Below are 20633 nucleotides of genomic sequence, written 5' to 3' on the forward strand. Positions count from 1 at the left end.
GGGTTGGCTGCATCAGAAGTTCTTGTTCTAGCCTCTTTTTGCCAGTCGCTCCAACGCCATTAAGGTATCGGCATACTTGGCAAACCGCTCCAGATACTCCGGCGATAACGTCTGCATTTCAGCAATAGCCCGGCTGACCAGCCGATGCGCGTTCATCGGCCCCGCCTCTTTCGGGGTGTTCTCAATAGCATGGCGGATGCGCCCCTGGAGAGCGTGAGTGCCCTGATCCGCTCTTGCTCTGACCATCGCCTTGAGGGGGTGTGGGCTGTTGGACAGTGATCCGGGACGCGCTTCTGAAAGCTCTGCAGTCTCGCCGAATATCCGTTTTTCCAGCGCGGACCTCGGGGCCTCAACCGGCGCCTCTGTGGTTTGATTCAGCTTGTCCAGCAGAAACGAAAGGGCGGATGGCTCAGAGTTGGCCTCTGTCTGCTTTGGCGGCTCGGTACCGACTAAGCTGGCCTGATATTCAGAGATGGCCTGCTCCAGTTTTTCCCAGTGCGCGCCCTGCTGAAGTCCTTTCGCACACAATCGTTGTTCAAAAGACTCCAGATAGCGGAACCGAATAGGATCAACCTGATTGGCGCCGGATTGCCTCAGGCTTTCAAGCAAGGAGGTGCAGGGGCCTTCGTTCATGGTTAATCGCCTGTCCTGGTCTCTGCTTCCGCGGCCGCCGAAGGAGCCCTTGGCACCGTGCTGATTTCCACCCGCCGGTTCTGGGCTCGTGATTCCGCATCCACATTGGGCACCGCCGGGTGGTGCGGCCCGAAAGCGGCGGCGAATACCCTGTCGTTGGGCAGCCCCAGTTCCGTTAACGAGCGGGTGACGGTAAGCGCCCGCTGGGCCGACAGGCCCCAGTTATCCTGGTAACGGTTGCCGGGATGCATGGGCAGGTCGTCGGTGAAACCGCTCACCATCAGCAGCTCATCGTGCTGTTCCAGGTAGGTTTGCAGGGGGCGAATCAGCGATTCCAGAATTTCCTCGCCTTCGGCTTGCAACTGGTCCGAGTTCAGCTCAAACAGCACGTTGCCGCTGATGCCGATACGGCCATCCCGGAAGGTGACCAGGCCCTTGGTGAGCGGATCTTCCAGGGCCTGTTCCAGAGCGATCCGGCGTTGCTCTTCCACTTGCCGTTTTTCGATTTCCTGGGCCAGCGACTGGCTGAGTTCCAGTTGAATGCCGATCACCCACACCAGGATCAGCGCCAGAATGCCCACCAGCGCCGCCATCAGGTCCGAGAAGATGGCCCAGACCGGTGCCGATTGCTGTTCGCCGCCTTCCAGCTGTTCCATCAGCCGGCCTCGCTGGGTTCGGCCCGGCGCAATGCTGCGGCGGCGTCAATCACATCTTTCTGGGCGCTGACGCTCAGGTCGATCACTTCCCGTGCCTGCGCCACATAATAGGCCAGCTGCTCATCGTGCCGGGTGCCGGCGTTATCCAGCGCTTTCTGGATATCCGCCAGGCTGGCGACGACCTGCTGGTTGGACTGGCTGAACAGCTCGATGGCTTGTGCGAAAGCATCGCTCAGGGCACCGACTTCCTGGCTGCTGCCGGTAATGTCGTCGCCCAGTTTGCCCAACTGCTGACTTTGCTGCTGAATCAGGGTGTTGAAGCGCTCGCTGATGCCGGTCAGGGTTTCTCCGGCGCCGCTGATAAGGCTATCCACGGCATCCCGCTGGCTGTCGGCGGTGCTGCGCTGGTTTTCCAGCAGGCTATCCAGTTCCTGAACCAGTCGCTGGCGTTCTTCCAGAAGCTCATTTTCCCTTTCACTGTTGCGGGCGATCTCCGACTGTAATTGCCGAATGACTTCGGCCGCTGCCTTCGGGGTTTCCGAGGCGGTTTCAATCAGGCGGGTCATGGGTGCTTCCAGTGCCGTGCCCAGTTCTGCCAGATGTTTTGTCACCGTCGATTCGAGGCTCTCCATGCGTGCCGCAGACGCATCAGCGCGATCGGCTTCCTGCTCCCTGAGTTCGGAGAGCTGTTGGCTGATGGTGGCGACCAGTCGCTCGATGCCGGCTTTCTGGTTGTCGACCAGCACCGCAGTGTTGCTGCTGAAGTGCTCCTGGTATTTTTCCAGGTTCTGCTGCCAGCGCTCGCCCGCGTCGGCGGTGGTTTTCTGGAAACCGGCGGTCAATTCGGCCAGTTGCTGGCGGGCATCATCCGCCCAGCTCTTCTGCAGGGACCGGGCATTGCTTTGTAGCTGCTCCATGGCATGGATGACAATCGGCTCAACCCGCTCTGCTGCCTGCTTCGCGCTGTCATCCAATGCAGTTCTCAGGGAATTGGCGACGGAATCAGCCAGGGTCTGGTAGTGGCTGCCGACCGTATTGTGGAACTCCTGCTGGTTACGGGTCAGAGACTGTTCCAGTTGCTGGCCGAGCTGTTCCATTCGCTCCGTCATGTGTTCCATGGCTGTTGCCATCTCCGGCAGGGCTCTGGCCTGGGTTTCCAGTGCTTGGAACGCCTGCTGGCGTTGATGGTCAGCAGACAGGTGGTGCAGTTTTTCACGCAGGGCCGTATCCAGTGTGCGGGAGGCCTGTGCACGGTCTCGGCGGCTCAGCGTAGAGGCCAGCCCCAGCATGGCGGAGGCGGCTACACCGGCGATGGAGGTGCCAAATGCCAGGCTAAGCCCGGCGATGGGGGCGGCCAGCGCACTGCGGATGGCGCTGAGTTCGGTGCTGTTATCCAGGGCCGAGGCAGCGCCGCCAAGGGTCACGATCATGCCGGCAAAGGTACCCAGCAGCCCCAGCATCACCAGCAGGCCGGTCAGGTAGGGGGTGAGCTGGGGCCCAGGCAGGGCCGCGGCGTGGCCTTCGATGCGCCGCTGCGCCGGATACTGAAGCGGCTGGGGCAAAGTGTTCAGCCAACGGGAAACCTGGTCCTGGCTTTCCGGCAACTGGCCGACTTGCCCGGCCAACTGCCGGGTTTGCCGGCGAAAATTCACCAGCTCACCAAAACCCAGGCAATACACCGTGCCAATCAGACCGGTGAACGCCAGGGCCAGCAGGTCAGAACCAATAAAGCCGGCGCCAATCCAGCTCACGACAGCGAGGCCGATGGCGAACGCCAGGGTAAAGAACAACTTACTCATGGGGTGTTATTAACCTCATTGTGACAAGCTTCAAGCAGACCCAGAACCGGTTCCAGCCGAACGTCCAGTTCAGCGAGTAACAATGCCTGCGCTTCCTCGCAGTAACGGTGGAACCAGTCACCTGTTGCCTTGCCTGAGTTGTTGGGGTGTTCAGGGGATGTCTGTAAGGTTCGGAAACGTTGCTCCAGCACCTTGGATACCGTGGAAAAACACTGACTGGTGTAGCCGGCCATGGTGTGGTCGAACACCGCATCCAGCTCCGCCAGTCGGGCCAGGGTCTGGCTCTGGCCCTTCATGGACTTGCGGACTTTATCCCGCAACTGGCGACTATTGGCGGCGATCTTGCGCTGTAATGCCAGCCAGGCGTTTAACACCGGCTCAAACTCCGGCTCGCCTTCAAGTTCAAGGTCATCCGCCCAGGTGCGAACGCGGCGGACCAGCGCCCGGCGGGTAGTGGTCAGTTCGTCGGTCAGTTTCTCGACCACGGCGTCTTGCACCGGGCCCGGCTGCCGGGCGCGATAGGCGGTGGCGGCGTCCAGGGTCATGGTGTCGCCCAGGCCAAACAGCCGGCTCAGGCGCTCTGCAAAACAGGGCAGGGCGTCAGAAGCTGCAGGTGTGCCCAGTTGGGCCAGCTGTGCGAGCAGTTTGGATGAGTGGCCTGTTTGCGCCTGAGGCTGGTTCGGCATCCGTTCGGTGTCTCACTCCGTGTTCAGATCGGACTAACGTCAAAAAACGCTATTCTACTGGCTAAGGGGAGTGAATGATAATGACTGTGTGGTGAGAAAAACTCAGTTCAGGCCATAACGCCGGGGCCGCTCAAACCGATAGAAGCCCTCCTCTTCCTCGCGTGCAATGGTAGGTGCTGCGATGCCGAAGTGCTCTTCCCGCAAGCGGTTGAGTTCTGATTCCAGCTCTTCACCGGCCAGGCGCCGGGTAAGAACTTGTCGCTTCTCCATGTAAGCGTTCCCGTTCTGCCATTTCTCCTCCCGAAGCTGGTCCTGTTTTGCCATGCGCTCCAGCGCAGCCTCGGGATAGCCGAATTGCCGGCGCAGGTGGGTAATGGTTTGCTGTCGCTGATCCGGTGGTAACTGGTGTAAATGGCTTTGCACGCTGTCCAGGCTGAGCAGTGCGTGGCCCAGGGCGCCGGAGCCGGCGAATTGCCGGGTCATGTCGCTGCCGTAGATTTCCTCGGCACTAGTTTGGAGCTGGTGGGCCAGCTCGGTTAACTGGAGTTCCCCGGATTCCTCCAGATTGGTGACCACCTGCTGGAACCTTTGGGATTTCTCCTCCAGAAACGATGTTTCCTCCCCCCAGATCTGGCTGGCCAGGGCGCCAAACAGAGCTTCTCGTTGCTGCCAGAGTTCGGTTTCGCGCTGCAGTGGTGGCAGTGCCTGTAACCGAAGTTCGTTATCATCCAGCCATTCGTGATAAAGGTCCAGATGCGCCATCAGCGTGAGAATCTGTGCTGCCGTATCCGGGAAGGCGGTCTCAACGGCATCGCGGAACAGCTGGGCACCGTGGCCGGGGTCTGCGTCAATCAATTCCCGTCTCTCGTTATACAGTCGGGCCTGGGTTGACGGGTTGTGGATGGTTTTGCCGTAGGTCTCCAGGTATTTTACCGCCAGCTCCAGGGCCCTGTCCCGGGCCTGCCGCGCGGTTTCGTCATGCGGAGCGATAGTCTGCGCTTGTCTTGCTTCCAGGGCCTGAGCGCGCTTTTGAACGTCGGAGTTTCCAGCCTCCTGGGCTATGTAGATCCCGCCGGCCATGGTCAGCCCTGTAAATGCCGCGAGTACGATCCAGCTTTGAGCTCTCATGGTGTTCCTCAGGGTGTCGGGCGGCCCCGGTAAGAGGCCGCCCGGTGGTTACGGGGCTTAGAGTAGTGGCTGCAGTTTCGGCCAGATCAGGTCGGCGATTTTCCGCGAGCCGCTGTCGGCCGGGTGAATACCATCAAAGATGATGTCGCTGTCGTTAATCACGCTTCGCGGGTCAACAAAGGTGCAGTCAAGCACCGAGTTTCGGCAGGCCCGTGCCAGAGTGGCGTTGCCGTAGTCGACAGCCTCCTTCATATCTTTCAGGCGAAACAGCCCGTTCTTGGTGTAGTAGTAACCCAGAAGAACGCCGTTCTGTACCCCGGCTTCCGCCACTTCATTAAGAAAATCCACGCCTTCAACATAGATGTCATCAATGAAATCCCGGCATTGCTTGCTCAGCCGGCCGAAACGCCACCAGGGCGTTTTGCAGTTGTTGGAATTCAGGAAGATGGCAGGGATCAGGATATCGTTACCGCCAGCATCGCCCACCATGGTCTTGATATCCGGGTTGTCCGCTACCGCCTCCCGGAACTGATTTGGGATAGAAGGGGCAATCAGCTCGCCGGATAACTGGGCGCCAGACACGGTATAGCGCCGGAAGGTTTCACCGGCCTTGGTCTCCAGCTGGTTCTGGATCTCGCCAGACAAGGCAAAGATGGAATCACCAATAAAGACAACCTGATTGTTGTCGGCATCGGTCACCTTGTCGTTACTGAGCAGGTAGCCCAGTTCGCTACAACCGGTGAACAGGGCTGCCATCAACAGGGTAGCCAGGGCTCTGGTCAGGTTGGCGTTAAAAACAGCCTGCAGGTACGTTGGTTTTTTGTGATTGTTGTACATAGTGCAACTCCGTTTGTAAGGGATAGATACTCCAATTTCTGGTACTGCAGTATGAATAGTGGTCTGAAAGCCTGAGGTTTTGAAATGTCAGGACTGGTTAAAAATTGTCCTAATCGGCCAGCCTATGCCAGTTGTGAGCGGTGTCACGAAAGATGACGCGAGCGCACCAATATCGGCTTTGACCCAAAGCAACTCCCGAACATTCCCGCCTTGTATTTTCGGCGCCAGCGTCAACTATTAGGTATCAGAGCATTACCTTTGATCAGATGTGAGGAGCTCCATGGACTTCAAAGACTATTACGCCGCCCTGGGGGTGAGTGAGTCTGCCTCACCCGAGGACATCAAAAAGGCCTATCGCAAGCTGGCGCGCAAGTACCACCCGGATGTCAGCAAGGAAGAGAACGCCAGTGACAAGTTCAAGGAAGTCGGGGAAGCCTATGAGGTGCTCAAAGACCCTGAAAAGCGCGCCGAGTATGATCAACTGCGCAAGTATGGTGCCCGTGCTGACGGCTCGTTCCAGCCGCCTCCGGGTTGGCAGAGCTCATCCGGCTTTGGCGGTGGCGGCTATACCGAAGCTGATGCCCGGCAGTTCAGTGACTTTTTTGAAGAGATCTTCGGCGGTGGTCGTGCTGGCGGATTCTCCGGCGGCCCCCGCGGAGCCGGCTTTCGCCAGAGCAGATCCATGCGGGGCGAAGATGTGCATGCCCGTCTGGCCCTGTTTCTTGAGGAGGCGTTCCATGGCTGCGAAAAACAGGTGTCGTTCACCGTGCACGAACCGGATGACCACGGCCGGATAATCGCGCGCCGGAAGACCCTGAACGTCAAAATACCGGCCGGTATGCGCGAGGGTCAGCATATCCGCCTGAAAGGGCAGGGTGCGCCGGGTATGGGCGGCGGTGAGAGCGGGGATCTGTTTATTGAGGTAGAACTGGCGCCACATCCGCATTTTGCCGTGGAAGGCCCGGATGTTCTGGTCGCCGTGCCTGTGGCTCCCTGGGAGGCTGCGCTCGGTGCGACCATTACAGTGCCAACCATTGGTGGCAAGGTGAATGTGAAAGTGCCAAAGGGTTCCACCAGTGGCCGAAAACTCCGCCTGAAAGGCAAGGGCTTCCCGGGCAAACACCCCGGTGATCAGCTTGTGGTGTTGCAGGTGGCCATGCCGGAACAGCACACAGCCGAGGCCGAAGCGCTGTATGAGAAACTGGCCGAACTGGAAAAGAACTTTAATCCACGCAGCAAGTTGCACGTGTGAGCGGGGTGGGTATGACTAGCAAAGATCAGATCGTGACCGTGGAACTCACTGACGCCGGCAGCACCTTTACTCTCAGGGAGGTATGCGAGCGGGGCGATTGCCACGCCGAGTTCGTTATCAAGCTGGTGAGCTACGGCATCATCGCGCCGGTGGACGAAGTGCCTGAAGCACGTCAGTGGCAGTTTGACGTAGAAGCCCTGGCCCGTTTGCAAAAAGCCATGCGGTTGCAAAGAGACCTGAAACTCAACCTGCCGGGCTTGGCGGTATCTCTGGACTTGCTCGACGAAGTTCAGGACATGCGCAGAGAAATCGCTCGGCTTAACCAGCAGCTTCGACAACTGATGGACGAATGATTGCCCGGGGCAGTGTCAACAGCACTGCCCCCACCATCAATTCTTTCCCTGCTCCAGGGTCTGAATCTCCGCATAGATCTTCTCCGCCTCTTCCATCAGCGTTCCGTGACTGCGTAAGTCCCCGTTCCTTTGGGCGTGCAGTGCTTTGGCCAGTTTGTCCTCATACGCTTTTTGCAGTTTCTTCTTCGGGTCGCCTTTCAAAAATCCCAACATACTGGTCGCTCGGTTGCTGTGTTTATGCAAAGGTATACGGAACAGGCCCCGCAGAGTTCACCGTGGACTGACCGCAACATGATCAATGATCAAAATGGTAGACATTCAGAATGAACCACCTGGCCCACACCTTCCTCGCCCCGGACTCTCCGGAGGCCCGTGTGGGCAGTATCCTGGGAGACTTCTGCCGGGGTGTCAGGCTGGCAGAGTTGCCCGAACCGGTATTGCTGGGCGTGCGCCACCACCGGGCAGTGGATGCCTTCACCGACCGGCACCCGCAAGTGCGGGCCAGTAAACAGCTGTTCTCCAGCCAGCGCCGGCGCTTTGCCGGTGTGGCGCTGGATATTCTTTATGATCACTACCTGCTGCGGCATTGGCAGAGGTTCAGCGACGTTGATCATCACCGGTTTGTGCGGGGCGTGTATCGAGAACTGGCAAGCCACGAAGACATCATGCCTGCCCCCATGGTCAAAGTGACCCGTCGGATGGTTCAGCATGACTGGTTCGGTGCCTACGAAGACTTCGAGAACATCGGCTATGCCCTTGATCGCGTCGCCAGCAGAATCCGATTTGCCAATCAGTTCGCTGGCATCATCGAAGAAATCCGGGCTAACGATGAGCAGCTCGAAGCCCGGTTTCTCCAGTTCTTTCCGGAACTGCTTAACTTCGCCGAAGCAGAAACCGCCAGCCTGTCAGCCCAACCGTGAGCGTGCCTGCTGGTATTCCTCGTTAAGCCGGTCCACCAGCGCCTGAACACTCGGCACGTCGTGAATCAGGCTCACTCCCTGGCCGGCAGACCAGACGGTTTTCCAGGCCTTGGCCTCGTCATCCATGGGCTTGAGCTTCTCGCCGTAATTCACATCACCGGCCTGGTTCAGCTTCGCCATATCAAAACCGGCCGCCTCCAGGCTCTGGCGCATGAAACTGGCGGGAACGCCTGAAACCGCAGGAGTGTGAATAATGTCTGCAGAGACTGCCTCAATAATCATGTTCCGATAGGCATCCTCGGCCTCGGATTCCTCGGTATTGATAAACCGGGTACCCATATAGGCCAGATCCGCCCCCAGCGCCTGCGCCGCGAGCAGGTCTTCACCATGAGACAGCCCGCCCGCCAACAGAATCGTGCCGTCAAACACCTCACGAATCTCGTGCACCAGCACAAACGGGTTCACCGTACCGGCATGGCCACCGGCCCCGGCACTCACCGCAATAATGCCATCCACCCCGGCTTCCGCCGCCTTGCGGGCGTGCTTCTGATTGGTCACATCATGGAACACCAGCCCACCATAGCTGTGCACCGCCTCCACCACCTGGCTGGCCGCACCCAGTGAGGTAATCACCATCGGCACCTGGTGCTTCACACACAGCTCCAGATCCGCCTGCCAGCGGGGATTGGTGCGGTGCACCACCAGATTCACCGCGTAGGGCGCGGTAACCTTGTCGGGATGGGCCTGTTTCCATTGGTCCAGCTCCGTATTCATCTGAATCAGCCATTCCTCAAACCCCTCACTGCTGCGCTGATTCAACGCCGGGAAACTCCCGACCACGCCCGCCTTACAGCAGGCCAGCGCGAGCCGGGGTGAAGAAATCAGAAACATCGGTGCAGCAATCAGGGGTAATGACAGAGAATCTTTGAGCTGAACGGGCATTGGCATGGTTGGTCCTTGATTTTTATTGGAACTTTCTCAGGATATAGGGGATCTTAGCCTGCCCGGAGAACGTTGGACAATCGTTCCAACGGGTGACAGGACAAAACCAAAGGAGCCCACCATGGGTGAAGCAAAAAGACGCAAACAAACCGGCGCCCCCGCACCGCGTAAACACCGGAACAAAAAGCCGGTCATCATCGGCATCTCTGTTGCCACCATCGCCGTTGTCGCTGTGGCTGTCTACTTCCTGACACAACCGCCCAAGCCAACCTCCGAGGCATTACCGGTGGCCGCCCCCAACGCAGCAGACTTCCCGGCCTTCCTCGACCAGTACGGCATTTCCGCCGGCCCTGAGGATGCTCCTGTGGTTGTTCGCGAATTCGCCGACTACCAGTGCCCAGCCTGCGCCCGGTTCTCCTCAGCCAGCAAACGTCTGAAACAGGAATACGTCGACACCGGCAAAGTCCGCTTCGTCTACTTCGACCTGCCCCTGCGCCAACACCAAAACGCCGTCCCCGCGGCCCAGGCCGCCCGCTGCGCTGGTGACCAGGGCCAATACTGGGAGATGCACGACAAACTCTACGACGCCCAAAGCGAATGGAGCGGCTCCAACGATCCTGTAGCCACCTTCACCCGCTATGCTAACGGCCTCGGCCTCGAAGAACGCCGCTTCCGCCGCTGCCTGACCACCGAGCTGCACAAAGAAGCGGTAGAACAAAGCCTGCAAGTGGCCGTTCAAATGCGCGTCACCAGCACCCCGACAGTGATGGTAGACAACATCCAACTAACCCGACCGGGTTGGGGACAGCTTTCCGCAGTGGTGGAGCGGGAATTGAACAAAGTAAACAACTAACGAGCCTGAGCCATAAGTGCCGGACGGCAACCTGAGAAGTTAGCCACTGGGTGGGGAGGGCTTTACAAAAGCCTGCGGAGCCATGGATGGCGGAGCGGAGCGTACAAGGACGTATTCACAGCGTCTTTTGTAAAGCCCTCCCCACCCAGTGGCGGGAACGCGGGCCCCCAGAACACCGAAACGCGCAATCTGCGCATATCCCGAACTTGCACCCAAACCCCAGTTGGTTAAACTTTGCCCCCTAACGGCCAACCCCGTGACAATCATCAAACCATGCTCCGGATTTACGATCCGGCCCGCAGGAGAAACCATGAGCAACGAAATAGTCGTCTGCGCACTCTACAAGTTCGCAGTCTTGAATGATTACAAAGACCTACGCCAGCCCCTGCTGAACCTCATGCTGGACAAAGACGTCCACGGCACCCTGCTGCTGGCACGGGAAGGCATCAACGGCACCATCGCCGGCAGCCGCCAGGGCATCGACGCCATCAAAGACTGGATCGCCAGCGACGAGCGCTTCGACGGCGTGGACTACAAAGAATCCTTTGTAGACATACAGCCGTTCAAACGCACCAAGGTCAAACTCAAAAAAGAAATCGTCACCATGGGCGTCGAAGGCATCGACCCCAAGCGAGTGGTTGGCACCTACGTTGACCCCAAAGCCTGGAACGACCTCATCTCAGACCCCGAAGTACTGCTGGTAGACACCCGCAACCAGTACGAGGTTGAGATTGGCACCTTCAAAAACGCCGTCAATCCGGCCACTGACACCTTCCGGGAATTTCCAGAGTATGTGAAACAGAACCTGGATCCCAGCAAACACAAAAAGGTCGCCATGTTCTGCACCGGCGGCATCCGCTGTGAAAAATCCACGGCGTATCTGAAAGAACAGGGTTTTGATGAGGTGTACCACCTCAAAGGCGGCATCCTCAAATACCTGGAGGAAGTACCCCAGGAACAGAGCCTGTGGCAGGGCGAGTGTTTCGTATTTGACGACCGGGTAACCGTCAACCACAGCCTCGAGCGCGGCGATTACGACCAGTGCCACGCCTGCCGCCGGCCGATTACCGAAGAAGACAAGCAACGCCCGGAATACGAACAGGGCGTTAGCTGCCATCAGTGCATTGAATCACTGACAGAAGAACAAAAAGCCCGGTTCAAGGAACGCGAGCGCCAGATGCAACTGGCCCGGGAACGCGGAGAGGCGCACGTGGGCGGTGAAGCCGCCCGCGTTATTGCTGAGCGGAAGGCCCGAAAGAAGGCCGAAAGGGAAGAGCAGGCCCGCAAAAGTCTGGAGGGGGAGAAAGTTCGTAAGGTTGTTAACAACTGAAAACTAACCCAACCAAGGAGATAACATGGGTATCAGAAGACCGCTGGTCATTGCGTGCATGGCCTTGGCCCCAATGGCCCAGGCCCAGGACAGTCAAAACTGGAAAGGTGAGGCTGAGCTCGGTGTGCTGGTGACATCCGGCAACACAGAAGAAACCAAGGTGAACGGCCGCCTTGGATTGCAATACGAGACCCAAACCTGGCGCAACACCGGTGAATTCAGCTCCCGTTACGCAGAGAGCGAGGACCAGACCACGGCTGAGGAATACAAGGCAGCCCTTGAAGCGGACTACAAGTTCGATGATCAGCAATACTGGTTCGTGCGCGGCTCCTATGAAGACGACCGGTTCTCAGGGTATGACTTTGAATCCACTCTCACCACTGGTTATGGCAACCGTGTTTGGCAGGCTGGGGACCGGTCCTTCCTGGACCTTTCGGTGGGAGGCGGTTATCGCTACAACAAACTCAAGGAAGACAATGCCGATGGGCGTGACGTGGAAGAAGAAGCTATCGCCCGCCTGGCTGGTCAGTTCGATTACGCGTTGTCTGACACCTCCCTGTTTCGTCAGAAACTTAGCACTGAGATTGGTCTGGATGATAACAACACCATCAGCCAGTCCGAAACCTCGCTGCAGAGCAACATTGTCGGTAGCTTGTCCATGAAGGCTGCGTTCCGGGTAAAGCATGTGTCTGATGCACCTGCCGGCTCAGACAAAACCGACACCGAGACCTCGCTCTCGCTGCTGTACGGTTTCTGATTCTGGAATCCCGAACCCAAAAAAAAGGGGCAGATGGTCAAACCATCTGCCCCTTTTGTTATCCTGCACCTCAAACGTTGTTCCGCAGTCCCAGCTCATCGGGATAAGGTGTCAGGTACTTCTGGGTGTGCAAATAATCCACCGGCTCCTTACGCTGGGCCAGTCGAAGCAGCGTCATCGGCACCACCAGGGGAATTTCGCCGCGACGGTAGGCTTCAATCTGCTCCAGCAGCACCGCTTTTTCTTCCGCTGACATCCCGTCTTTCAGGTAGCCCAGCAGATGCTGCATGGCATTCACGTGAGAACCCCGGCTTACGCGCTGGGTCATGGCTTCCATAAAACCGTGAATGTAGCGATCCGCAATCTGCGCCAGCGGCTCGGCTTTCAGATCGGCCAGCATCGGGCCAAGCTGCCGGTAAATCTTTTCTGAGTGGGCCAGCAGCGTGAACTTGTGGCGTTGATGGAACTCGAGCAGCGACTGCTTGGTGAGCTTGTCGCCGGCCACGTTTTGCATCCAGTCGTCGTAAGAGAACACACGCTCAATAAAGTTCTCTCGCAACATGTCATCGTGCAGGCGGCCTTCTTCCTCTACCGGCATCAACGGGTAGGCCTTCATCAGCGCCTCGGCAAACATGCCACGGCCATCCCGGTGCAGGAAATTGCCTTCAGCGTTGTGAATCTTGATGCGCTCCATGCCGCAGCTCGGCGATTTGGCCATCAGGATGTAGCCGCGCAGGTTCGCCAGGGAGGGCATCACCTCGGCAATGAAGTTTTGCATACCTTCGGTGTGGTCTTTGGTGCCTTTGCTTTCCACCAGGTGAAGGCCGTCTTCATGCTCCCGCAGGTGAATGGCGGGCCGGGGAACACCAAGGCCAGCCTCAAGTTCCGGGCAGATAGAGCGGAACTCGAAGTGCTTTGCCAGCACCTGGGTGCAGTAGCGGGAATGTTTGTGGCCGCCGTCGTGCCGAACTTCCTTGCCCAACAGGCAGGTGCTGATGCCAACCGGTATACCGCTCACAGGACTCTCCAATACGCAAAAGTGACGTTACTGATACCGCTTACGTACAATCAGTGTAAACCGATCAGGGCAACCTACCCAAGGTGATTACGAAGAGCGTTTCCCGCGTTTCTCCCGGGCCGCAAGACTGGTTGCGTAAATGCCCCGGACATCCCGGGCAAATTGCTCGATGGAATAATCTGCGGCAAACGCCCGGGCTTTGTCAGACAGCTCGGTGCGCAGGTCGTCGTTCTCCAGCAGCTGTCGGGCTTTCTCAATCCAGCGGGCCTGGTTTTCCGGAGTCTTGTAACCGTTCAGGCCATCCCGAACCACGTCTTCAATGCCACTAGAGCGAACCGCCACCACCGGCAGCCCGGCAGACATGGCTTCCAGAATCACCATACCCTGGGTCTCTGATTTGGAGGCAAACAGGAAAGCGTCGCCAAGGTTGTACCAGAGCGCCATCTCCTCCGGCTGAATCGCCCCCACCAGGGTGAAGTACGAGCCCAGTTCCAGGCTGTCGATTTTCTTCTGCAGCCGATCCCGCTGGTGGCCGTCGCCAATCATCAGGAAGCGGAACGGTACGTTGCTTTCCTTGCGCAGCCGGTCGATGGCTTCAATCATGAAGTCGATGTTCTTCTCGTTGGAAAGCCGTGCCACGCTGATGAACACTTTTTCGTTGCCCAGCCCCAGCTTGTCCCGAAGAGCGTCCAGCGCGGAGGCTTCCACAGCCTGAAAACGCTCGTACTCGATACCGGTGGGCTGCACGAACGTGGGGGTAGTCACCCCGATCATCCGCAGGTATTCCTCGGTGGAGTAAGTCGGCACAATCACGCCATCGCAGCGGTTGGCGAAGCGTTTGATCAGGGCGTGGGAAATCAGGTTTCGAAACAGCATCCCGGGCAGGGGCACAAAGTGGGCGTAGTGCTCCAGCCGGGTGTGGTAGGTGTAGATGGCGGGAATACGCAGCTGGCGGGCCATGAACAGCCCCAGACTGCCGAGCCAGAATGGATGATGCAGGTGGATCACATCCGGCCGGAAGGCCCGCACCTGCTTGCGGATACGGGCAAGGAATATATTGGCCAGGCGGAATTCCCGCTTCTCGCCCATGGCCAGCAGTGATGGCACCCGCACCACGGCCTCTTCCCGGTCCGGCTGGTCGCGATACCGGGGCGCGACAATCTGAGTGCTGTCCCCCAGATGTTCCAGGCCCTGGCGCAACCGTTCAATGGAAATGGGCACCCCACCGATGAAGGGCAGGTAATTGTTGGTGAACATAGTGACCCGCAACGGCTTTTCCAGCCAAGGAGTGGGGTCAAGGTCATAATCAGGGTAGTAATCCTTGCCGATGAAAATGATCTGGTAAAGCTTGATGGTCAGGGCCACAAACACCGCGACAATCAGGATGAAATTCAGGTAGCCGGTATAGAACAGCGAATACACGAAGAACCATAAACTCTCCAATCGCTTCCAGGCCGGATGCTGGCCCACTTCCAGGCGCTGCATCTGGTAGCTCACGTCGCCGTCTGGTGTTACCCGAACGTCAACGTAGTGGTAAAAGCTATCTTCCGTGTTCAGTACCAGTCCACCGGCGCCCCCGGTGGTGATGTACGGGGTGCCATCCACGACCTGCTCATCAAAGAGCGACAGGTTGGCGGAGAACACCAGATCGATGCCTTGCTCCCGAATCAACTGCATCAGCTCGTCCCGGAAGGCCGGGGGCTGCAGGTAGTCGTCCTCGCCGTCGAAGAAGGCCGGAGTTTCCGGTTGTAGAAGCGGGTGGCCAATAAACAGTATGTGGGCATTGCTGGTGTCGTGGGCCAGAAGGTCACGGAGCCAGCGCATCTGCCAGCGCCAGGGTGTTTTGCCGGTGCTGTCCAGGAAGATCAGTCGGGTATTGCCGGCCCGCACGCTGTAGAAGTGGGGCCCGAAATGATCATAAAACCGGAAACTGCCAAAATCCTCGTATTCGTGGGGGCCGAAGGTAAGCAGGTAGGGGACCTCCAAGTGGCTCAGGGTGCCATACAGCGCCCGGTATTTGTCTTCGCCGCCACCACTCACGGCATTGCCTGAGGACACCAGAAAGTCTACGCCCGCCTGGTTCAGGGTCGGAATAAACCGGCGCTCGAAAATCCCGACGGAATTGTTGATGTTGCCCACCACCGCAAAACGGATGCCGGAGCCCGGGGGCGTGCGTTCGTGGATGCGTTCAACCTGCTCGCTGTGCAGGGCCTCAAAGTCCTGTTTGAAGAAATTCAGGTATACCTTGTAGCCCACCAGGGCTACCACAATGGCCAGGCACAGGTAGAACAGCACTTTAAGCGGGTTGCGACGGATCATTCCGGCCTCCGGTGGCTTTTGATCAGCTCCCTCTGCATCACCAGCAAGCCGATGATCATGCCCAGATAAATGGTGAGAAAACGCCAGGCAATGGTAACCAGCACCAGGTGATTGCCCGACAGGATATCCCGGAAGAAGCTGCCAAACACACCCTCCGATATGCCTGAGGCGCCGGGCGTGGGAGAGAAATACATAATGAAGGTGGTAACCACCAGTAAGCCAAGGGTGGTCAGGTAATCTGCCTCGTAGCCGAGGCCATGAATCAGCAGAGCCGGAAAGCTGAACAGGCTGAGCAGGAACACGGCGGTGAATAACACCGACAAAATCACGTCTCGCGGAGCGCCCCGAAGGTACTCACTGAAGCACAGGGCGAACCTTAGCATTTCGCGGCGCAGCTTGAACTGCCAGCGATCATGCCGGCGGTGGTTGATCAGGTGCGACTTATGCAGGCCCGCAACAAAGGCGCTCAACGGCAGGATCAGCCAGCGAGTCCGGAACAGCAGCACGGCGAAGAACCCGAGATAGAGCGATACAAACACAGCCAATGCGGTACCAATGCCGGATGACCAGATGCCGCCGTCCAGGGCGTTCAGGGTCAGCAGGAATATGGGCGTCAGAGAGAAAATGAACACCACCGCGAGCACCGTGCGAATGGTAGTGGCTGCAGTGGCCCGGGCCACGGGCACCCCATGGCGGGTGAGGTACCAGATCTGGGCAAACCCGCCACCGGTGGCCATGGGCGTTACGTTGGAGAAAAACAGGTTAATGAACACCAGCCGGAAGATCTTGCGCAGTGGCAGCCGGTGCCCCAAAGCCCTGAGGGTGTAATGCAAACGCAGCCCATCAGCCATGAAGTAGATCAGCAGCAAGGCAGCGACCGACAACAGCAACATGGGAGAAAGCAGGCGATCGTCGAACTGTAAACTGCGACCGGCGAAGCGGTCGTACACCGTAAACAGGCCGGCGCCGGTCATGGCTAAAAACAACAGAGCGAAGGCCGTGAGCCGTCGCCAGGAAGTCCGTTTCTGGTAGTCGCTGTCAGTGCTATTGGTCATGCTCTGCCCGTCTGTTAGTGGCGGGCAGTGTACCTTGTGCAGGGCAGTGGTTGTCCAGTTTGCCTCAGTGGCCGTACACCATCATGGTGGTGTCACTGATGACAAAATCCGTGAACTGAACCGAGCCAATACCGGTGCCGCCTACCTTGAACACCGGCATGTCGATGTCGGCCCGGAACTCCACCTCATGGATAGACAAGCCTTCCTTGCCAGAGGTTGCGCCGGTGCCGCGGGATAGCTTGGCGGTGGCGTGGGCCATGCCGAAATGGCCGAGGGTGTCGTTGCCCCTTCGGTTATGAATCTGAAGGCCTTCTATGCCCACGGCGGCAAAGTTGAAGATCAGGATCACATCAGCGGCATCCCAGTCCAGGCTGCCGTCGGTCACCTCAAAATGGGTGTCGAGCTGCAGTTCCGAGCCGGAAACGGTATTGCCATTGGCCAGGGTGCGGGTAGAGCTGCTGCCGTTACGGATGACGAGATCCGTAGGGCCGATATAGCCCTGAAGGTTAATGTCTGAAAACAGGTTGGTACTGCCTTCCGTGCCGGAGGTGGTGATGCTGTCGATGGCCAGCTCAAAATCCACCGCTTTGAGGTAATCGTCCAGGCTGGTCGGGTCGCCGTAATCGGTGGCGCCAAGGTGAATCACTAAATCACCACTGTTGAACTGCTTGCCAAAACTGCCGGCCACGGAATACTTTGCCAGGGCATCGGCGACATCCGGATTGCTGGTGTCCAGCAGGCCCGCGTTGGCGCGCCGGGCAATCTCGGAAAAGCCGTGTTCCAGCACCTCGCCCTCACCGGCGATGTCGATGGTCAGCTTCAGGTTATCCAGTACGGTGTCGTTGTGGCCGGACAGCCTAAGGCCGTTAACGCTGAGCGAGCCTTCGTCGGTCCAGGTCAGCCGGTCGATGCTGAGTTTGGTTTCCAGTTCGATGGACACGCCAGCCTGGCCGGTAACAGACGCCATGGCGGCGTCATCCAGCGGGCGAAAATCCGCCAGTGCCGTCGCTGGCAGGAGTGAGATGGCGGCAATCGCGCCGGCCAGTGAGGATCTGCTGGTCAATGCGGTGTAAGAGAACATAAGGGCCCCGGATTCCGTTCGGCATTCTTGTTGTTATTCAGAGGCCGGAGCGTTCAGCTTCAGGCTCTCTGACGGGCCGCAGGGACAGCAGGACCAAGGCTGCGGTGGTTAATAGTTACACAGTGTTACTTTATGCCGGTGTCCTGAAAGGATCTGTGAGACCGATCACACCCTGAACAGCAGAGCGTGGAGCCTCAGCTCAGGGCCTGTCGAATCAGCTGTTTCTGGTGCTCGGCAAATCCGCGAATCAGCGCCTGGGCCTTGTCGGCGTCTCTGGCCAGGACTGCCTGGGGAAGTTCTGAGAAAAACTGACTGGTCTGGGCCAGCCCCTGTCGATATCGCTCAGCACTGAGATAGTACGCGCGGCTGACCGCCGGTTTGAAGTTGGAAAGGGCTTCCGTCAGGTATGGGTTGTCCACCACTTTGCAGCAGGCTTCCATCACCCCGAAACTGGCCTCGACCATTGCGGTAATGTCGGCGGCCGGTTGCTTCACCTGTTCCACCACCCGGGCCACCGCGTCCAGCATCATCGGCTTGTCCGATTCCTGCCAGCGTTCACACAGGCGGGCAGCCAGCATCATCAGCAGGTGCATATACACGTCATACAGTTCCGAAGCGTAATCGGCATTCAGTTTGGTGGCAGAGGCGCCTTTGCGGGGTGTGATTTCCACCAGGTGCCAGCGCTCCAGGGTATACAGCGCTTCCTTCACCGATGCCCGGCTGACTTTCAGTTCGTTCGCCAGGGTGGCTTCCTGAATACGTTCACCGGGGCGGATCTGCCCGGTCATGATGCGTTCCGCCAGGTAGTTGGCTATCTGCTCCGCCAGGGTGTTGGGCACCTGAAAATCCATAAGGGCTCTCTGAACAGGTTGAACGATCCGGCTGGCCAAAGAGGGCAGTACGCCGGCAGATGGTTGAACGCGCATGAGTTTATCACAGCCTCTTGATGGATGGATTCAGCCCCGTGCGGGGCGGGTGTTTCGTGACAATTGTCAAAAAATAACCAGAACAATACTTGACGACTGATATATTGTAGGACAATAATGCAGAAAAAGTAAGACTGTTATTCACATCCCGATACAACGTTCTACAACAATAGGGGGCTACCATGAGCTCACGTCTGATCACCTGGAACACCGAGGCTGGCCGCCGCCGGGTTCTGATTACCCTGAAAAAATACAGCTACCTGATTGCCATGATTCCCCTGGTACTGCCACCGTTGCTGCTGGCGGCCGGGGAAAGCACCGGCCTGATCAATCTGTTTGCCTGGGGCGTGCCGGTGGTGGTGTTCGGCATCATTCCAGTGCTGGACATGCTGCTCGGCAAAGACGCCCTGAACCCGGATGAGCAGGATGATGTGCCCAGGCTGAACCAGGAAAAGTTCTACAAGGTGATTACGCTGGGCTGGGTAGCCGCCTACGCCGTGTTGCTGGCCTGGAGCATGGTCACCCTGGCCTCCGGCGTATTCAGCGTTGCCGGTGCCATTGGTTGGGTGGTGTCCATCGGTATTGTCGGCGGTTTGGGCATCAACGTTGCCCACGAGCTGATCCACAAAGATGGCAAGCTGGAACCCTGGGCCGGTGGCTTTCTGTTGTCACTGGTGTGCTACGCGGGCTTCAAGGTGGAGCACTTGCGGGGCCATCACGTTCATGTGTCCACGCCGGAGGATGCTTCATCCTCACGCTACAACCAGTCCCTGTACAATTTTCTGCCCCAGGCCTACGTGCGTAACTTCTCCAACGCCTGGAAGCTGGAAGCCGAGCGCCTGAAGCGCAAGGGGCAGGCACCTGTGAGCTGGCGTAATGAGCTGATCTGGTGGTACGGCATCAGCCTGCTGGCTCTGGTGGCCTTCACAGTTGCGTTCGGCTGGCTCGGCGCCGCCTTCTTCCTGGGCCAGAGCTTTATCGCCTTTACCCTGCTGGAGATCGTGAACTACCTGGAACACTACGGCCTGCACCGCCGCAAGCTGGACAACGGCCGCTACGAGCGAACCACGCCGGAACACAGCTGGAACAGCAATTACTTCCTGACCAACGTGTTCCTGTTCCAACTGCAGCGCCACAGTGACCACCACGCCTTTGCCAAGCGGCGTTACCAGGTGCTGCGCTACCACGACATTGCACCGCAGCTGCCCGCCGGTTACGCCACCATGGTGGTGCTGGCCTGCATCCCGCCCCTCTGGCGCAAGGTAATGAACCCAAGGGTAGAAGCCTACTACCAGGGTGAAGAGCACCAGCTTACTTCCTGAGAGCCCTCTCAATAGCTCCGGCCTGCTTGGCCGGGGCGCTACCGCCTTCAGAGTGTCTCTGGAGAATGCCGGGGTAACACCCGGCCTTAAAGCCCCGTGAATGCGTCTCTGGTTCACGGGGTCTTTTTTTACCCTTGAAATCCGGGGAGGAGGCACGCAGGTATATTGGTTGAACCCTCAATCCGATAAGGACACTCGACATGCCCAAGCATTTCGAACAGGCACCGGGCCTGTATGACGCCCCGGTTCCCGAGACCGAAGGTTACGTTTTCAACCAGACCATGATGCGCATCAAAGAGCCCGAGCGCTCCATGGACTTCTACACCCGCGTGATGGGCATGCGCCTGGTGCGCAAGCTGGACTTCCCGGAAATGAAGTTCACCCTGTATTTCCTGGGCTACCTGGACGACAAGCAGGCCCAGTTCGTGCCCAACGACGACGCCCACCGCACCACCTTCACCTTTGGCCGGGAAGCGATGCTGGAGTTGACCCACAACTGGGGCACGGAGAACGACGCGGATTTTGCCTACCACAACGGCAACGACCAGCCCCAGGGCTTTGGTCATATTGGTGTGGCGGTACCGGATGTGTACGCCGCTTGTGAGCGCTTCGAGAAACTGGGCGTGGAGTTTGTGAAAAAGCCGGACGACGGCAAGATGAAAGGCCTGGCCTTTATCAAAGACCCGGACGGCTACTGGATTGAAATCCTGCAGCCGAACATGCTGGAGAAACAGCGCAAAGACGGTTGACCAGGTATCGCCCCGGC

General features: G+C 58.3%; 21 protein-coding genes. 8 read left to right on the forward strand and 13 right to left on the reverse strand.

Annotation, left to right across the window (positions count from 1 at the left end):
* Window positions 1-27: 27 nt before the first annotated feature.
* The 6 genes from ABIE59_RS08225 to ABIE59_RS08250 all read right to left on the reverse strand — a co-directional run bounded on the left by ABIE59_RS08225 (window position 28) and on the right by ABIE59_RS08250 (window position 5739).
* Entirely contained in the window at window positions 28-633 is a 606-nt protein-coding gene (locus tag ABIE59_RS08225; RefSeq protein WP_354445909.1) for a DUF2894 domain-containing protein, read from the reverse strand.
* A 2-nt stretch (window positions 634-635) separates the two neighbouring features.
* Complete coding sequence (locus ABIE59_RS08230) at window positions 636-1289, reverse strand: OmpA family protein (RefSeq protein ID WP_354445911.1); 654 nt, start codon at window positions 1287-1289, stop codon at window positions 636-638.
* Entirely contained in the window at window positions 1289-3088 is a 1800-nt protein-coding gene (locus ABIE59_RS08235; protein WP_354445913.1) for a coiled-coil domain-containing protein, read from the reverse strand. The genes ABIE59_RS08230 and ABIE59_RS08235 overlap by 1 nt, the downstream gene beginning before the upstream one ends.
* On the reverse strand, window positions 3085-3774 hold the full coding sequence (locus ABIE59_RS08240; RefSeq protein ID WP_354445915.1) for a DUF3348 family protein: 690 nt from the start codon (window positions 3772-3774) through the stop codon (window positions 3085-3087). The genes ABIE59_RS08235 and ABIE59_RS08240 overlap by 4 nt, the downstream gene beginning before the upstream one ends.
* Before the next feature lie 102 nt (window positions 3775-3876).
* On the reverse strand, window positions 3877-4902 hold the full coding sequence (locus tag ABIE59_RS08245; RefSeq protein ID WP_354445917.1) for a hypothetical protein: 1026 nt from the start codon (window positions 4900-4902) through the stop codon (window positions 3877-3879).
* Between the two features lie 57 nt (window positions 4903-4959).
* Complete coding sequence (locus ABIE59_RS08250) at window positions 4960-5739, reverse strand: SGNH/GDSL hydrolase family protein (RefSeq protein ID WP_354445919.1); 780 nt, start codon at window positions 5737-5739, stop codon at window positions 4960-4962.
* 280 nt (window positions 5740-6019) lie between these two features.
* On the opposite strand from ABIE59_RS08250, the gene ABIE59_RS08255 reads away from it, so the two are divergent.
* Both ABIE59_RS08255 and ABIE59_RS08260 read left to right on the forward strand, forming a co-directional pair.
* On the forward strand, window positions 6020-6991 hold the full coding sequence (locus ABIE59_RS08255; RefSeq protein ID WP_354445921.1) for a DnaJ C-terminal domain-containing protein: 972 nt from the start codon (window positions 6020-6022) through the stop codon (window positions 6989-6991).
* Window positions 6992-7002: 11 nt separating this feature from the next.
* A complete protein-coding gene (locus tag ABIE59_RS08260; protein ID WP_354445923.1) occupies window positions 7003-7344 on the forward strand; it encodes a chaperone modulator CbpM in 342 nt (113 codons plus the stop codon).
* 36 nt (window positions 7345-7380) lie between these two features.
* Here the strand turns inward: ABIE59_RS08260 and ABIE59_RS08265 are convergent, their stop codons facing one another.
* Window positions 7381-7557 carry a DUF6435 family protein gene (locus ABIE59_RS08265; RefSeq protein ID WP_354445925.1) on the reverse strand — a complete coding sequence of 59 codons (177 nt, stop codon included), beginning with the start codon at window positions 7555-7557 and terminating at the stop codon, window positions 7381-7383.
* A gap of 110 nt (window positions 7558-7667) precedes the next feature.
* Between ABIE59_RS08265 and ABIE59_RS08270 the strand changes: the two genes are divergently transcribed.
* Window positions 7668-8264 carry an acyl carrier protein phosphodiesterase gene (locus ABIE59_RS08270; protein ID WP_354445927.1) on the forward strand — a complete coding sequence of 199 codons (597 nt, stop codon included), beginning with the start codon at window positions 7668-7670 and terminating at the stop codon, window positions 8262-8264.
* Here ABIE59_RS08270 and ABIE59_RS08275 read toward each other — a convergent pair.
* A complete protein-coding gene (locus ABIE59_RS08275; protein ID WP_354445929.1) occupies window positions 8250-9212 on the reverse strand; it encodes an NAD(P)H-dependent flavin oxidoreductase in 963 nt (320 codons plus the stop codon). The genes ABIE59_RS08270 and ABIE59_RS08275 overlap by 15 nt on opposite strands.
* Window positions 9213-9327: 115 nt before the next feature.
* Between ABIE59_RS08275 and ABIE59_RS08280 the strand changes: the two genes are divergently transcribed.
* From ABIE59_RS08280 to ABIE59_RS08290, 3 genes are all read left to right on the forward strand, one after another.
* Complete coding sequence (locus ABIE59_RS08280) at window positions 9328-10059, forward strand: DsbA family protein (RefSeq protein WP_354445931.1); 732 nt, start codon at window positions 9328-9330, stop codon at window positions 10057-10059.
* Between the two features lie 310 nt (window positions 10060-10369).
* Window positions 10370-11389 carry an oxygen-dependent tRNA uridine(34) hydroxylase TrhO gene (gene trhO / locus ABIE59_RS08285; protein ID WP_354445933.1) on the forward strand — a complete coding sequence of 340 codons (1020 nt, stop codon included), beginning with the start codon at window positions 10370-10372 and terminating at the stop codon, window positions 11387-11389.
* A 25-nt stretch (window positions 11390-11414) separates the two neighbouring features.
* Window positions 11415-12146 carry a DUF481 domain-containing protein gene (locus ABIE59_RS08290; protein ID WP_354445935.1) on the forward strand — a complete coding sequence of 244 codons (732 nt, stop codon included), beginning with the start codon at window positions 11415-11417 and terminating at the stop codon, window positions 12144-12146.
* Window positions 12147-12216: 70 nt separating this feature from the next.
* Here the strand turns inward: ABIE59_RS08290 and ABIE59_RS08295 are convergent, their stop codons facing one another.
* From ABIE59_RS08295 to ABIE59_RS08315, 5 genes are all read right to left on the reverse strand, one after another.
* The gene (locus ABIE59_RS08295; RefSeq protein WP_354445937.1) at window positions 12217-13164 is read right to left on the reverse strand and encodes a YbgA family protein; all 948 of its coding nucleotides are present in this window, start codon (window positions 13162-13164) and stop codon (window positions 12217-12219) included.
* A gap of 87 nt (window positions 13165-13251) precedes the next feature.
* Complete coding sequence (locus tag ABIE59_RS08300) at window positions 13252-15483, reverse strand: glycosyltransferase (RefSeq protein WP_354445939.1); 2232 nt, start codon at window positions 15481-15483, stop codon at window positions 13252-13254.
* Window positions 15480-16538: a lysylphosphatidylglycerol synthase transmembrane domain-containing protein gene (locus ABIE59_RS08305; RefSeq protein ID WP_354445941.1), complete on the reverse strand. Its 1059-nt coding sequence runs from the start codon at window positions 16536-16538 to the stop codon at window positions 15480-15482. Before ABIE59_RS08305 ends, ABIE59_RS08300 begins: the two co-directional genes overlap by 4 nt.
* 64 nt (window positions 16539-16602) lie before the next feature.
* Window positions 16603-17619, reverse strand: coding sequence for a DUF6160 family protein (locus tag ABIE59_RS08310; RefSeq protein WP_354445943.1), 1017 nt, complete (start codon window positions 17617-17619; stop codon window positions 16603-16605).
* Window positions 17620-17813: 194 nt separating this feature from the next.
* Window positions 17814-18470: a GntR family transcriptional regulator gene (locus tag ABIE59_RS08315; protein ID WP_354445945.1), complete on the reverse strand. Its 657-nt coding sequence runs from the start codon at window positions 18468-18470 to the stop codon at window positions 17814-17816.
* Window positions 18471-18727: 257 nt separating this feature from the next.
* On the opposite strand from ABIE59_RS08315, the gene ABIE59_RS08320 reads away from it, so the two are divergent.
* Window positions 18728-19867, forward strand: coding sequence for an alkane 1-monooxygenase (locus tag ABIE59_RS08320; protein WP_354445947.1), 1140 nt, complete (start codon window positions 18728-18730; stop codon window positions 19865-19867).
* 200 nt (window positions 19868-20067) lie between these two features.
* Complete coding sequence (gloA, locus tag ABIE59_RS08325; protein ID WP_354445949.1) at window positions 20068-20616, forward strand: lactoylglutathione lyase; 549 nt, start codon at window positions 20068-20070, stop codon at window positions 20614-20616.
* The last annotated feature ends 17 nt before the right edge of the window (window positions 20617-20633 follow it).

It is taken from the genome of Marinobacter sp. MBR-99 (assembly GCF_040547575.1).
Taxonomy (GTDB): domain Bacteria; phylum Pseudomonadota; class Gammaproteobacteria; order Pseudomonadales; family Oleiphilaceae; genus Marinobacter.